At 29.1% G+C, this 14,346-nt stretch carries 13 protein-coding genes; 5 read left to right on the forward strand and 8 right to left on the reverse strand.

The genetic code is table 11. From position 1 onward, the window contains the following. The first annotated feature begins 73 nt into the window (after positions 1-73). The 3 genes from gcvP (at position 74) to ACTF56_RS05435 (ending at position 4,622) form a co-directional block, all read left to right on the forward strand. Positions 74-2,917: an aminomethyl-transferring glycine dehydrogenase gene (gene gcvP / locus ACTF56_RS05425; protein WP_438965891.1), complete on the forward strand. Its 2,844-nt coding sequence runs from the start codon at positions 74-76 to the stop codon at positions 2,915-2,917. A 131-nt stretch (positions 2,918-3,048) separates the two neighbouring features. Beyond that, positions 3,049-3,420, forward strand: coding sequence for a group III truncated hemoglobin (locus ACTF56_RS05430; protein ID WP_438965892.1), 372 nt, complete (start codon positions 3,049-3,051; stop codon positions 3,418-3,420). A gap of 143 nt (positions 3,421-3,563) precedes the next feature. After that, on the forward strand, positions 3,564-4,622 hold the full coding sequence (locus tag ACTF56_RS05435) for a 3-oxoacyl-ACP synthase III family protein (RefSeq protein ID WP_438965893.1): 1,059 nt from the start codon (positions 3,564-3,566) through the stop codon (positions 4,620-4,622). Here ACTF56_RS05435 and ACTF56_RS05440 read toward each other — a convergent pair whose 3' ends face one another. Then, positions 4,623-5,903: an amidohydrolase family protein gene (locus tag ACTF56_RS05440; protein ID WP_438965894.1), complete on the reverse strand. Its 1,281-nt coding sequence runs from the start codon at positions 5,901-5,903 to the stop codon at positions 4,623-4,625. Positions 5,904-5,999: 96 nt separating this feature from the next. On the opposite strand from ACTF56_RS05440, the gene ACTF56_RS05445 reads away from it, so the two are divergent. Both ACTF56_RS05445 and ACTF56_RS05450 read left to right on the forward strand, forming a co-directional pair. Further along, positions 6,000-6,530: a methyltransferase gene (locus ACTF56_RS05445; RefSeq protein WP_438965895.1), complete on the forward strand. Its 531-nt coding sequence runs from the start codon at positions 6,000-6,002 to the stop codon at positions 6,528-6,530. A gap of 39 nt (positions 6,531-6,569) precedes the next feature. Then, complete coding sequence (locus ACTF56_RS05450; protein WP_438965896.1) at positions 6,570-7,418, forward strand: glycosyltransferase; 849 nt, start codon at positions 6,570-6,572, stop codon at positions 7,416-7,418. Positions 7,419-7,717: 299 nt separating this feature from the next. Here ACTF56_RS05450 and ACTF56_RS05455 read toward each other — a convergent pair whose 3' ends face one another. The 7 genes from ACTF56_RS05455 to ACTF56_RS05485 form a co-directional block, all read right to left on the reverse strand. Beyond that, a complete protein-coding gene (locus ACTF56_RS05455) occupies positions 7,718-8,323 on the reverse strand; it encodes a hypothetical protein (RefSeq protein ID WP_438965897.1) in 606 nt (201 codons plus the stop codon). Positions 8,324-8,633: 310 nt separating this feature from the next. Further along, positions 8,634-9,119 carry a hypothetical protein gene (locus ACTF56_RS05460; RefSeq protein WP_438965898.1) on the reverse strand — a complete coding sequence of 162 codons (486 nt, stop codon included), beginning with the start codon at positions 9,117-9,119 and terminating at the stop codon, positions 8,634-8,636. Positions 9,120-9,494: 375 nt separating this feature from the next. After that, positions 9,495-9,809, reverse strand: a complete 315-nt coding sequence (locus tag ACTF56_RS05465; RefSeq protein ID WP_438965899.1) for a hypothetical protein — start codon at positions 9,807-9,809, stop codon at positions 9,495-9,497. A gap of 13 nt (positions 9,810-9,822) precedes the next feature. Further along, positions 9,823-12,498 carry a carboxypeptidase-like regulatory domain-containing protein gene (locus tag ACTF56_RS05470; RefSeq protein ID WP_438965900.1) on the reverse strand — a complete coding sequence of 892 codons (2,676 nt, stop codon included), beginning with the start codon at positions 12,496-12,498 and terminating at the stop codon, positions 9,823-9,825. 363 nt (positions 12,499-12,861) lie between these two features. Next, the gene (locus tag ACTF56_RS05475; protein WP_438965901.1) at positions 12,862-13,125 is read right to left on the reverse strand and encodes a hypothetical protein; all 264 of its coding nucleotides are present in this window, start codon (positions 13,123-13,125) and stop codon (positions 12,862-12,864) included. A 22-nt stretch (positions 13,126-13,147) separates the two neighbouring features. Further along, the gene (locus tag ACTF56_RS05480; protein ID WP_438965902.1) at positions 13,148-13,903 is read right to left on the reverse strand and encodes a GLPGLI family protein; all 756 of its coding nucleotides are present in this window, start codon (positions 13,901-13,903) and stop codon (positions 13,148-13,150) included. Between the two features lie 56 nt (positions 13,904-13,959). Further along, entirely contained in the window at positions 13,960-14,292 is a 333-nt protein-coding gene (locus ACTF56_RS05485; RefSeq protein WP_438965903.1) for a hypothetical protein, read from the reverse strand. Positions 14,293-14,346 lie beyond the last annotated feature (54 nt).

Genomic DNA, 14,346 nt, shown 5'->3' on the forward strand with positions numbered 1-14,346 from the left:
CTTTTGCACTTTAATCTGAACTAGTTTCGGACACTAAAAAAACAACACAATTACACACTTTATCTTTATATAAATGAAAACAGACTCATTTGCGTTAAGACACTTAGGACCAAGAGAAAACGATTTACCAAAAATGTTGGAAACTATTGGTGTTGAAACTTTAGATCAATTAATTTACGAAACAATTCCAAGTGATATTCTTTTGAAAAAACCACTAGAATTGGAACATATCATGACCGAATACGAATATGCAAATCATATTAGAGTTTTGGGTCGTACAAACAAAGTTTTTAAATCATACATTGGTTTAGGATATCACCCAACAATTGTTCCTCCAGCAATTCAAAGAAATATTTTTGAAAATCCAGGATGGTACACCGCTTATACACCATACCAAGCTGAAATTGCTCAAGGTCGTTTAGAAGCTATCTTAAACTTTCAAACTACAGTTATTGAATTAACTGGAATGGAAATCGCAAATGCATCTTTATTAGACGAAAGTACTGCTGCTGCTGAAGCAATGGCTTTGTTATTTGATGTTCGTTCTCGTGACCAAAAGAAAAATAATGTTTGTAAATTCTTCGTTTCTGAAGAAATTTTACCACAAACTTTATCGGTTCTTCAAACTCGTTCAACTCCAATTGGTGTTGAATTAGTTATCGGAAATCATCAAGAATTTGATTTTTCAAACGACTATTTTGGAGCTATTCTTCAATATCCTGGAAAATACGGTCAAATATATGATTATGCTGATTTTATTAAAAAAGCCAATGAAAACGAAATAAAAGTAGCTGTTGCTGCTGATATCTTATCGTTAGTAAAATTAACACCTCCAGGTGAAATGGGAGCTGATGTAGTAGTTGGAACTACACAACGTTTCGGAATTCCAATGGGTTACGGTGGTCCTCATGCTGCTTACTTTGCTACGAAAGAAGAATACAAACGTTCTATGCCAGGTCGAATTATTGGAGTGTCACAAGATACAGATGGTAATCGTGCGCTTCGTATGGCATTACAAACTCGTGAACAACATATCAAACGTGAAAAAGCAACATCAAACATCTGTACAGCTCAAGTTTTATTGTCTGTTATGGCAGGAATGTTTGCAGTTTATCACGGACCAAATGGTTTAAGATATATAGCTGACAAAGTTCACGGAATGGCTTCGACTTTAGCTGATGCTTTGAATAAATTAGGTGTTTACCAAACAAATACTGCCTTTTTTGACACCATTGTTGTAAAAGCTGATGCTAAAAAAGTGAGAGCTATCGCTGAAAGTAAAGAAGTAAATTTCTTCTACATTGACGATGAAACAATTTCAATTTCTTTAAACGAAACTATCTTATTTAGTGATGTTAATGAAGTAATTGCCATTTTCGCTGAAGCATTAGGAAAAGAAGCTTTTGAAGTTTCTGAATATGTTTTAGAAAACAATTATCCGATGCACTTAAACAGAAAATCGGAATTTTTGACACATGAGGTATTCAATAAATACCATTCTGAAACCAGTTTGATGCGTTATATCAAAAAATTAGAACGTAAAGATTTATCCTTAAATCATTCGATGATTGCTTTAGGTTCATGTACAATGAAATTAAATGCAGCTGCTGAAATGTTACCTTTAAGCATGCCTTATTGGAACACCATTCACCCATTTGCTCCTTTAGATCAAGTGCAAGGTTATACTAAAATGCTTAAAAAATTAGAACACCAATTGAATGTAATTACTGGTTTTGCTGGAACTACATTACAACCAAATTCTGGTGCTCAAGGAGAATATGCTGGTTTAATGACCATTCGTGCTTATCACCTATCAAGAGGCGATAAACAAAGAACGGTTTGTTTAATTCCTGCTTCAGCACATGGAACAAATCCTGCTTCAGCTGCTATGGCTGGAATGAGAATTATTGTTACCAAAACTATGGAAAACGGTAATATCGATGTGGATGATGTAAGAGAAAAAGCTATTCAATATAAAGACGAATTATCATGTTTAATGGTAACTTATCCTTCAACTCACGGTGTTTTTGAAAGTGCTATTAAAGAAATTACGCAAATCATCCACGATAATGGTGGTTTAGTTTATATGGATGGTGCTAATATGAATGCACAAGTTGGACTAACAAATCCTGCTACAATTGGTGCTGATGTTTGTCACTTAAACTTACACAAAACATTTGCAATTCCTCATGGTGGTGGTGGACCAGGTGTTGGACCAATTTGTGTAAATGAAAAATTGGTTCCATTTTTACCAAGCAATCCATTAGTACAAGTTGGTGGCGATCAAGCTATTACTGCTATTTCTGGAGCACCTTATGGTTCTGCTTTAGTTTGCTTAATTTCTTATGGATATATCTGTATGTTAGGTGCAGAAGGAATTACAAATGCAACAAAATATGCTATTCTAAATGCCAATTACATGAAAGCACGCTTAGAAGAACATTACCCAATTTTATATGTTGGTGAAAAAGGAAGAGCGGCTCACGAAATGATTTTAGATTGTAGAGCTTTCAAAGCCAAAGGAATTGAAGTTACTGATATTGCAAAACGTTTAATGGATTATGGTTATCATGCACCTACAGTTTCTTTCCCTGTTGCTGGAACATTAATGATTGAACCAACTGAATCGGAAGATTTAGCTGAGTTAGACAGATTCTGTGATGCGATGATTTCTATTCGTAAAGAAATTGAAGCCGCAACAATAGAAGAACCAAACAACGTCTTAAAAAATGCTCCTCATACCTTAAACATGTTAACTTCTGATACTTGGATTTTACCTTATTCAAGAGAAAAAGCAGCTTATCCATTAGAGTATGTTATGGAAAACAAATTCTGGCCAAGTGTTCGTCGAGTAGATGAAACCTATGGTGATAGAAATTTAGTTTGTAGCTGTGCTCCTATTGAAGCGTATATGTAAAAATAGTAATTAGTCCTTAGGGTTTATAAATAGTAAAGGTTTCAGATTAATTTTTGAAACCTTTTTCTTTTTTATGATAAATGTCAGATAATAAAATTAGGAGAATACTAACTTTGTCTAAAATTTAAAAAATGAATGATATCGAAACTAGAGAAGATATTCTTTTAGTCATGCGAGAATTTTATGGAAAACTCTTAACTGATGAAAGTATTAGTTTTTACTTCACTAAAATCACAAATATTGACCAACATTTGGAACATCACTTTGATATTTTGGCTACTTTCTGGGAACAATCCTTGTTTATGAAAGGAGGTTACAGCAACAATATGTTTCAAATCCACAAAGATTTACATGAGAAACACGCTTTCAAAAAAGAGCATTATGACACTTGGTTAAATCATTTTTACATAAGCATAGATTCAAACTTTAGCGGTCTAAATTCAGAGCAAATGAAAACCAATGCATTAAGTATGGCTACTATAATGCAAATTAAATTTACATAAAAACGGGTTTAATTATAAATATTTAACAATATATATAGTGCATTTTTAACAATATGATAATAGTATGCGTGCATAGTAAATTAATTAAAGTTTTGTAATATATAATTATTAAATTTACATATAAATTTCATTAAATTAACAGGATGAATATCAAAATAACAGGATCAGGAAGTTATATTCCTTCAAAAGTTGTAACTAATGCAGATTTTGCTAATCACAAATTTTTAAACGAAGATGGTTCCTCTATAAATTACTCAAATGATGTAATTGCTCAAAAATTTACAGATATAACTGGTATTCAGGAACGAAGATATGCTTTAGGGGATCAAAACACTTCAGACATGGCTACAATTGCTGCAAAAAAAGCAATTGAAGACGCAAATATAGATCCAGAAACTTTAGATTATATTATTCTAGCACACAACTTTGGAGATGTAAAAAAAGGTGCTATCCAAGGAGATATGTTGCCAAGTTTAGCGTCAAAAGTAAAGTATAATTTACGCATTAAAAATCCAAACTGTGTAGCTTATGATATGCTTTTTGGTTGTCCGGGTTGGGTTGAAAGTGTTATTCAAGCTCAGGCTTTTATCAAAGCTGGAATGGCAAAAAAATGTTTAGTTATTGGTGCAGAAACATTATCAAGAGTTGTTGATCCATTTGATAGAGACAGCATGATATATTCAGATGGTGCTGGAGCTACAATTATTGAATCTACAGAAGAAGATTGTGGCATTTTATCCCATAAATCAGGGACTTATACTTACGATGAGGCCAATTATTTATATTTTGGAAAATCATACAATCAAGATAATGATCCAGATGTGCGTTATATAAAAATGTATGGTCGTAAAATATATGAATTTGCTTTGTCTAACGTACCAAATGCCATGAAGGAATGTTTAGAAAATGCAAAAATTGACATTAGTGAAGTCAAAAAAATATTAATTCATCAAGCCAATGAAAAAATGGACGAAGCTATAATTAATCGTTTTTACAAACTATATAAAACTGCAACTCCTGAAGGCATTATGCCTATGAGTATTCATAAATTAGGAAACTCTAGTGTTGCAACTGTACCAACTCTTTATGACTTAATAATAAAAGGACAAATAGATAATCAGTCTTTAAATAAAGGCGACATTATTCTTTTTGCCTCTGTAGGTGCAGGAATGAATATTAATGCGATTGCATATAGAATGTAATTATTCCGACTTGTAAATTTTTCCACCTTTCATTACAAAAGTGACTTTCCCCATCAGATTAATATCTTTTGTTGGATCACCATCTACTGCAATAATATCAGCAAATTTCCCTTTTTCAATCGTACCTAAATTAGAAGATTGGCCTAATAAATCCGACGCATTTATAGTAGCAGTTTTTAATATTTCCATAAAAGGCATACCTACTTCATTCATGTAAATAAATTCTTTCCAATTTTCACCATGAGCAAAAACACCAGCATCCGTTCCAAAAGCAATCTTTACACCATATTTATAAGCTTTAGCAAAAGTGTTTTGAATTTTTGGACCAATTTCTAATGCTTTCGGAACAACGACATCTGGATAATAATTTGGAATTTTTGCAAATAATCCAACCGATTTTCCTGCTGTAACCGTTGGCACTAAATAGGTACCTCTTTCTTTCATTAATTTCATAACATCTTCACTCATATAAGTGCCATGTTCTATAGAATGAACGCCTCCAACAACTGCCCTTTTCATTGCTTCCTCACCATGACAATGAGCCGCAACTTTAAAACCATAATCGTTAGCTGTACTAACTATAGCTTGTATTTCTTCTATTGTAAATTGAGAGTTTTCACCACTTTTTGCAACACTTAATACACCTCCAGAAGCCGTTATTTTGATCAAATCGCTTCCATCTTTATATCTTTGTCTTACCGCTTTTGCACAATCATCTACACCATTAACAACACCTTCATCTGGACCAGGATTCCCCATTAAATCACTTCTATAACCATTGGTTGGATCTGCATGACCACCAGTTGTTGCAATAGATTTTCCAGCAGTAAATACTCTTGGCCCTTTTACCAAACCTTTGTCAATGGCATTTCTTAAAGATATATTGATATTTGTTCCTCCTAAATCTCTAACAGTTGTAAAACCTGCATTTAGAGTTTTCTCAGCATAAGCCAATGATTTGTAGGCAATATCAGCATCATTCAAAGTAAATTCTTCCAAATATTGTTTCGCATTAGTTTCATGTTCTAAATGCACATGCATATCAATAAGACCAGGCATGACAGTCTTTTTAGATAAATCAATAAACAAATCCTTTTCTGCAACTATTGGTTTAACATTAGATACACTTTCAATTTTATCACCTATAATGGTAACATAAATATTATCTAAAACCTTAGCGTTTTCAACATCAACAAACTTACCACAATGAATTATTGTTTTTTCTTGTGCATTCGACAAAAATGAAATACAAAAAACTAAATACAAGGCTATTTTCTTCATAATCAAATTTTTTAAAAAGCTAATGTACAAAAATTACGCTTTATTAGTATAACTTTGTAGCTTTACATAATACAAAAACCAGAGACAGATCTATTCATGTACGAAAAAACATATCCAAGCAAACGATTCAACATTACTTTAGATTTTCTAAAAAAACATATTTCAACTGACGAAACTATTTTAGATTTAGGTGTACCAAATCCTTTTTCTAAAATAATGGATGATAATGGATACAAGGTCAAAAATACAAAAGGAGAAGATTTAGATATGGATCAAACTACTTTACAAAGTGAAGAGTATTCAGTTGTTACAGCTTTTGAAATTTTTGAACATTTATTAAATCCCTACACCATTTTAGAAAATGTAAAATGCAATAAAATTTTGATTTCTATTCCAATGCGTTTGTGGTTTTCTTCTGCTTATCGAAGCAAAACCGATATGTGGGACAGACATTATCATGAATTTGAAGATTGGCAACTGGATTGGTTGTTAGAAAAAACGGGGTTTCAAATTGTGGATAGTGTAAAATTTACTCATCCTGTAAAAAAAATAGGGTTTAGACCTTTATTGAGGTACTTTACCAATCGTTATTATTTGGTTTATGCTGAAAGAGTAAAGAGTAATTAGTAATTAGTAAAGAGTAATTAGTAAAAAGTAATTAGATAAATGAACTATTACATCATCATTCCTGCATATAATGAAGCCAACCACATTGCATTTACTTTAAGGTCAATTGTATATCAATTTGCTAAGCCAAAAAAAGTAATAGTTGTTAATGATAATTCTTCAGATACTACTGAAATTGAAGTAAATAAGTTTATCAAAAAGCATAAATGGATATCAATAATTAACAAAACTTCCGATGCCATTCATTTGCCTGGAAGTAAGGTAATTCAAGCATTTCAAACTGGTTTAGAAACTTTAGATGATGATTATGATTTTATTGTAAAAGCCGATGCTGATTTGATTTTTCCTGCCAATTATTTTGAAACAATTATAAAACATTTTCAATCTGATGAGCGTATAGGAATGGTTGGAGGCTTTGCGTATATCGAAAAAAACGGAAGTTGGATTTTAGAAAACCTAACCGATAAAGACCATATTCGAGGAGCTTTTAAAGCGTATAGAAAAGAAACATTTCAACAAATTGGCGGTTTAAAACCTGCAATGGGTTGGGATACTGTGGATGAATTGCTTTGTAAATTCTATAATTGGAAAGTCGTTACCGATGAAACATTACAAGTAAAACACTTAAAACCCACTGGTACCAATTACAACAAAGCTGCTCGTTATAAACAAGGAGAAGCTTTTTACAGTTTAGGATATGGTTTTTTAATAACAGCTATAGCCTCTTTAAAATTGGCTCTAAGAAAGAAAAAACCGCTACTTTTTATAGATTATATCCATGGGTTTATAAAAGCCAAATCTTCTGGAAAAGCGTTATTAGTTACTAACGAACAAGCCCGATTTATAAGAAATTACCGTTGGAAAAAAATTAGGAAAAAGTTGTTTTGAGTTAATGCCTTGTAAAGATTGAGAAGAAGGCATTAATTTATGATTACTTTTTTAGTGCTAACTCTGTTTTTCTTCAACTTACTTAATTTTTCTCATGTTTATACGTTTTCGAGTTAAAAATTTGATCATGAGAAACTGCTCCCTATGCTATCCAACCAAAAAATGAATGCTTTTTTAAAGGAATTAGCTGAAATTTACGGAATTGAAAAAGAACTAACTTTTCACATTGCCCGAAACACATTTGCAATAACAGTAACGCTAATTATGCTATATTGCTTAGTAGCGGTTGCTAGCAGCCATTATTTTATTTGCCAACCTATTTTTAAATTTATACCTGAAAAACTATTTCCTTCTAAATCATTAGAAATTAATGTTACGTTAGGTGTCATGGTCATTTTATTTACTTGAACCCTTATACCTAAACCTAATTCATAACCTAATTGAATACCCTTATAGCCATCATCATAAATAAAATTATCAAAACTTTCAGGCGTGTAATTTATATTATATCCACCTAAATAATATTCTTGATGATAATAACCTGTTTTTAAGCCTAAATGAAAGAAAAAATCTATACTTTTAGTATTAATTGGAAATAACTGTACAAAGGGTGTTACTTTATAGTCATTAATTAAACCTCTATAAATATATCGATCCCCTGTAAATGGATTAGAAAAATCCCAATCTGTTTTCTTATTAGAAAAAAAACTTGCATTTATACCATAACCAAACCATTTATTTACCTCTTTGGAATATTCTAAACCAAAACCATTGCCTATATGGTCATTAGTGCCATAGCTTCTATAATTAAATTCTGCTGAAATATATTTTTTTTTAGCAAAATCTTGTGATAAAGAAATAGTATTAATTGATAAAAATAATGCGGTAATAATAAATTTATACATAATAATTTATTTAGTGAGTTTTGTAAATTTAATTGTATTTAATTAATGAATCAACTTTTTGTTTTACATCATTATAGAATAAATCTGTACCAATATGTGCCATCTGAAAAAAAACAATTTCTGAATCTTCTTTTTTAAATTTATTGAGAGTTATTTTGTTATCATAGATACCTTTTTGTTTTAAAGCATAATTCACTAACAAAGATTTACAACTAATAAATAATAAAAAAATTAGTATATAAGCAATCTATTTCATGTTTTACTCTATTTAATTATGGCTGCCTTTTTAATATGACAGCCATAATAATTGCTATTTTAAATTTCTTTTAATGTATTCAATTTTGATTCTTTCATATACTTTATAAATATTTTCATCTTCTAGTAACTCAATCAGACAATATTCATACGAATCTTTATTTTCAATTATCAAATCACCTTTATATTCTTTAGTTGGACATTTTACACTGGAATCATTTGATATTCTTCCTTGAGGACAACCTGAACCAACATTTACATTTTGATTAGCCATCAATATTGACCCTTGTTCAGTATTAAAATACACTCTAACATTTACAGTCCAGCAATCTGTACTAACTACATTAACGTAATCTGCTGCAACAGTAATTGTAAAATTAAAAGGAAATCTTGCACTTGCCTCAAACTCTTCAGATATCATTGAATTATTATCAATAATAATTTTTGGTTCTCCAATAATCTCTGATTTTGTTTTACTTTGACCAACACATGAAATACAGATTGTTAAAAATGCAATTAAGCAAAAAATTAATTTTTTCATTATATTTGTATTTTAAAATTACTTACAGTCACTTTTAATGTCCGTCAAAACATTATATAAAGTGGCTGTTTTTTTTTATGGTTGGTTTTCTCTTTCACTATAACAAAGCCAACCTTTCCTTGTTATGATGTTTCAATAAAATTAAGTTATGGATAACTTAGCTCTTTTATTTTGAAAAAGGTAAACATTAGCATAAACTTCCTTTTTATAGCGGCCACTATTTTTTTTGTAAATACAAAACCTTTGTTTGATATTTCATTTTCTATTTAATGCTTCTCTTTTTTTTAAAAGAAAAATTAAAACCTATTTGCATAAATAAAACGGGTTCATAAAAATAAACCTCGTTTTATTTAACAACAAACAAATTAATTTACATTATTGAAACTCATTAATTCCATATAAAATTTCTTTCATTTTTGTACCATTGATTTCTACTGGTCTATAGGCAACGTTAAATTTATCTATGGCTATATCTATATCCGATTTTAATCTCTTATACTCTAAAGGCAGTTTGCTTTCACATTGTTTCTCATTTTCATAGCTATTGAGAATGATGCTGAATTTTTGATAGAATTTTTCCCCTTCGTTGATGAAGTTGTTATATTGTGTAATAAATTGAATTAATCTATCGATAGGAAACTCCAAATTAATGAGCATTTTGTTTTTTTGAACACCTTCAACTATGTCCATACCTATAATGTGTTTAAAACCTATATTCCATTTTTAAAAGCACATATCTTGGCATTAATCTATATTCGGTTTGTGAAATGTTGATGTCGGAAATACTATAATTTTTAAATGTTTCTACATTAAAAAGATTATTACCTGACAAGAAAAAAGTTAGTTTGTTTTCTTTTACCACATAACGAGCTTCTACGTCTAAGAAATAATATTTGTTGTTGTCTTTGTCTAAATTTCCGAAAAAATAACGTTCTGATTGTATTTGTATATTAAATTTATCATTAAACATAAATGATAAATCTAAAAAACTCATATTGTCTGTGAAACTATTTATAATAGTTGTTTCAACTTTGCTGTATTTCCATTTTGAGCCAATATGATAATTGAAAAAACCTCTAAAACCTGAACGCAATTCAAAACCATAATCTGCATTAAAGCTTTTAACTTCTCTTAAATTTGAATTGTTTACGATGTTCTTATAATTGGTTTTGGTTGCTCCTAAATTGAATTTTAAATTTGATTTGATGGGTTTAAAATACCTATCAATGTTTGATGAAATGGATAAAAACTCACGATTTTTAATCATTATTTTTTCAGATTGTGAATAATTTTGAGCAATAATGGAATTAGTGCTAAAAAAATCATTGTTTTTGGAATACAAGACAAAAGTATTAGCAAAAAACTTGTCGCCCCAACTGCCATAAGTATAATTTAAAATAGCACTTGATAAATTTAATTGATTAAATTGTTCTAACCCTTTTGAAAATGAGCGAAAACTAGTTTGTACAAAACCCGAATACACATCTAAAACACTAGCATTTGTAGCGTTATAAGAATAAGAAGTAAGGATTTTGTTTTTATCGTTAATTTTCCAATCTAAGCCAATTTTTGGCATCACAAAAAACGGATTTTGATTTGATTTGATATCAAAATTTTCTAATTGATTGAATAATTGATGAAAATCTGCTTGGGTTAATAAAGTAAAATTCTTTAGTTTAAAACGATATTTAGCTGATAAATACATATCGTTTGTTGAGTATGTTAAATTGTTTTGATAGCCATTCTGAAAAGCAAGATTGTTTTCATTTTGTAATAATTCAAATCGAGTATCTAAATTATCAATTCGTAATTGATTACCGATTTTTAGTTCCAACAAATCGCCATTTTCTTTTTTGTCTAATAAATGACCTTCAAAACCTGCAAATTGCATTTTGTTTTCGCTAAATTGTTTCGTATTATTAGCATCTTCTGAAAACAAATCACTAAAAATAAATTGATTTACTGCATAATTTTGTGGCGTTTTTTCGCCTATGTATCTTCCTGAAAGCAAGAAAACTTTATTGTTTTTAAATTTATTGGTATAAACCAATTTTTGGTCAAATAGTTGATTATTAGTGTTTAATCTTTCGTTTAATAAGTCATTATTAAAAAACAAATCACTTCTATTTTTCTCTTTGGTTTTATTAAATTTTCCAGTATATTCAATAGTTTTGGTTTTTGAAACATCATAGGTTACATCTACTTTTCCAAAACCTGTCAGTTGTTTTTTTCTACCTACAAAATCTTCGGTATTAGTAAATGTTGTATTTCCAACACTGAAAGTTTGAAAACCATTTCTATAAAAATCAATCTCATCGGTATTTAAAAAGCCAAGAGTTTTGAGTTTTACTTTTTCTGATAAAGTAAAAATACTATTTAATGATAGCATTTCTGCATTGTTGAGATTAACTCTTTTTTGTTTTAAATTAGGAGTATCAAAACCTAAACCTAATAATGAATTTACACTTTGGTCATCGCCTATACTTCCTGCTTCATCAAAACGATAAGGTCTTATTAAATGGTTGATATCACCTACGGCATCAATACCAATATTATTAAGATTAGTCAGAAAATAATATTTATTTTTCTTACCAAAATTCATTAAGTTACTTCTAACTTCATATCTATTTTCAGAATTTAGTCCATAACCTACTTGCATATTGCCAAACCAAACACGCTTTGCGTCTTCTTTTAAGGTTAGATTTAAAGCCACTTTTTCGCTATTTTCAATACCTTTTAGATGTTTGTTATTGGAATAATTTTGATACAATTCTACATTATCAATAGGATTGGCGGGCATATTTTTAGTTAATATTTTATAGCCTTTTTCAAACATGTCATCACCATCAACCATTACCTTTTCAATTTCTTGGTTGCCTACTTTTATAGTTCCATTTGCATCAATACTTAGACCTGGTATTTTTTTGAGTAAATCTTCAACCGTTTGCTCGTTACCTTGTCTGAAGGAATCTCCATTGAATATTATGGTGTCGTTTTTTATTGTGATAGGACGATTTGCACTCACAATTATTTCGTTTAATATTTTTATTTCATTTTCTAATATTATATCTATTGTAATTTCTTTGGTGTCTTCATTTATTTCAACATTAATAGAATTTGTTTTATATGAAAGACTTGAAAAAGTTAATATAAAATTACCCCTTTTTGTTGTTTTTAATTTGTAATTACCTTTTTCATTTGCATAGCAATAGGCTTCAATAGAACTGCCGTTTTGAGGTTTTAAAACCACATTAATATAAGGAATGGTTTCATTATTAGTGTCTCTAATAATGCCTGAAATAGTGGGTTGGGAATAAGTTTTAAAACAAAACAACAAAATCAAGATTGAAATTTGCATTAAATTTATTATTACTTTCATTATATATAAATATTTGCTTGTTAAAAAGAAATTTTCATTAAAATAAATTACTAACCTTAACTTGTACTAAAGAAAAAAATAATCTTTTTTTACTATCGACAAAGTAGTAATCGTAATAAAAAAAATCCTATAAGACTAACTATGTCTATTCATTACTACTTATGTTTATTTTGTAGTTTCAGAATAAAAAGGAAAATAATGAAATTAGTCTGAGTTTGGGATAGTCTTTTTTTTTATTATTAGTTTAAAGATGCCTTATAAATGAAAATAAGTCTCAAATAAATGAAAATATGAGACTTATTCTTCATAAAAGCTATTAGAAAAATGAAAAAAATTTTCTTATTTGTAATTAGAATCTAAGGTTTATTGAGCATTTTTTTTTGATTTTATTATGCCCGCATCAATTGCAGATGCTTCAACTTCTTCACAAGTTTCTGCTGTTAATGTATACTCATTTGTTGTTGTAACTCCATTAGATGTTTCACGAACTGTATATGTAATTGTGCATATGTCTTTGGTTTTTACAACTTTTACAACTTGAGGATTTATTTCCTCAATATCAAAACTTTTAGCATTGCTATAATTTGAAAAAAACATAACAGATACTACATAAATTAATGTTTTCATATTTTTAATTTTTTAATTAATATTATTTTTCAATCCCATCTACTTTGTAATCAATTTTAACACTAGTTCCTCTCCCAAATTTTGTTGCCATTTTTGATTGAAATTCCTCTTTCTCTTTTTCTTGTAGAATTATAAATTCACCTTCAGTTAAATATTTCTTTTCTTTTAAAATATCATTATTTATAATTTCTTTACAAGGAATTACTAATTTCTTTAAATAGAAAGCAACTTGATTTTCCTCATCAATGGCCTCAAATATTAATCCTGGCAAACCAATTAACTTCCATGGACCATTACTTATAGGAATAGTGGGGCAATACCATGCTGTATAATTTCTTCCTTTAAAATTACAAATTGCCTTTTTGCATAACATGTCATTAATTAATTTTGATTCTTCCAATAAATTCCAATTAATATTCAGAATAGAATCTTTAATGAAATACGTTTGTTTTGAATAAATTGACTTTCTGTTTTCTGTCATTAATTTTTCAATATTATCAAAATATACATAACTAGTTGCACTATCAATAATTGTGATATCAATTTTAGATTCGGTATCAATATTTTCTTCTCTGTATGTTAACTCATCTTCACTAAGCTTATATTTATATAATGATTGCTTTGAATTTGAAATTAACTCTGCTGAATATTTAATAGAACTATGAAAATTTAAATACATATCATATTGTAAGTAAATATTTGATTCATTAAGATTTTGAGCATAATTAATACTAAAAATACATAAAAAAAAGAACGATATAGTTAATTTTGATTTCATAAAATAAATTTTAAATAACACCTACTCTCTGATTGTGTAGGTGTTATTATTATTGTTTAACCCTCAATAGCCGCAGTTAATTGTGCTTTTAATTTTTTTGCTTCTGCTATTAATTTGCTGCAGTCAATATCTTTTGCAGTTACTGTCATACTTGCAAATGTTGCACCATAACCAACACTAACAGTTACTGTAACGTCACAAAGAGTAGCGTCAAATAAATTATAATTTGTAACAACATCAAAAGTTAAATCACTTGTTAAATTTGATTCATAAAATGAAGATTCAAATCCTTGAACATTGATTTTTGATGTTTCTTCTAAATTGTTGTTAGCAAATCCACTAAAGCTAAACATTACCGTGGCAATTAAGCCAAAAACTAATTTTTTCATTATATTTGTATTTTAAAATTACTTACAGTCACTTTTTATGTCCGTCAAAACATT

It is taken from the genome of Flavobacterium sp. (assembly GCF_965657075.1).
GTDB lineage: Bacteria > Bacteroidota > Bacteroidia > Flavobacteriales > Flavobacteriaceae > Flavobacterium.

Coding starts and splice junctions, on each gene's coding strand:
- gcvP (WP_438965891.1), top strand. CDS start 74: ATGAAAACAGACTCATTTGCGTTAAGACACTTAGGACCAAGAGAAAAC.
- ACTF56_RS05430 (WP_438965892.1), top strand. CDS start 3,049: ATGAATGATATCGAAACTAGAGAAGATATTCTTTTAGTCATGCGAGAA.
- ACTF56_RS05435 (WP_438965893.1), top strand. CDS start 3,564: ATGAATATCAAAATAACAGGATCAGGAAGTTATATTCCTTCAAAAGTT.
- ACTF56_RS05440 (WP_438965894.1), bottom strand. CDS start 5,903: ATGAAGAAAATAGCCTTGTATTTAGTTTTTTGTATTTCATTTTTGTCG.
- ACTF56_RS05445 (WP_438965895.1), top strand. CDS start 6,000: ATGTACGAAAAAACATATCCAAGCAAACGATTCAACATTACTTTAGAT.
- ACTF56_RS05450 (WP_438965896.1), top strand. CDS start 6,570: ATGAACTATTACATCATCATTCCTGCATATAATGAAGCCAACCACATT.
- ACTF56_RS05455 (WP_438965897.1), bottom strand. CDS start 8,323: ATGTATAAATTTATTATTACCGCATTATTTTTATCAATTAATACTATT.
- ACTF56_RS05460 (WP_438965898.1), bottom strand. CDS start 9,119: ATGAAAAAATTAATTTTTTGCTTAATTGCATTTTTAACAATCTGTATT.
- ACTF56_RS05465 (WP_438965899.1), bottom strand. CDS start 9,809: ATGGACATAGTTGAAGGTGTTCAAAAAAACAAAATGCTCATTAATTTG.
- ACTF56_RS05470 (WP_438965900.1), bottom strand. CDS start 12,498: ATGAAAGTAATAATAAATTTAATGCAAATTTCAATCTTGATTTTGTTG.
- ACTF56_RS05475 (WP_438965901.1), bottom strand. CDS start 13,125: ATGAAAACATTAATTTATGTAGTATCTGTTATGTTTTTTTCAAATTAT.
- ACTF56_RS05480 (WP_438965902.1), bottom strand. CDS start 13,903: ATGAAATCAAAATTAACTATATCGTTCTTTTTTTTATGTATTTTTAGT.
- ACTF56_RS05485 (WP_438965903.1), bottom strand. CDS start 14,292: ATGAAAAAATTAGTTTTTGGCTTAATTGCCACGGTAATGTTTAGCTTT.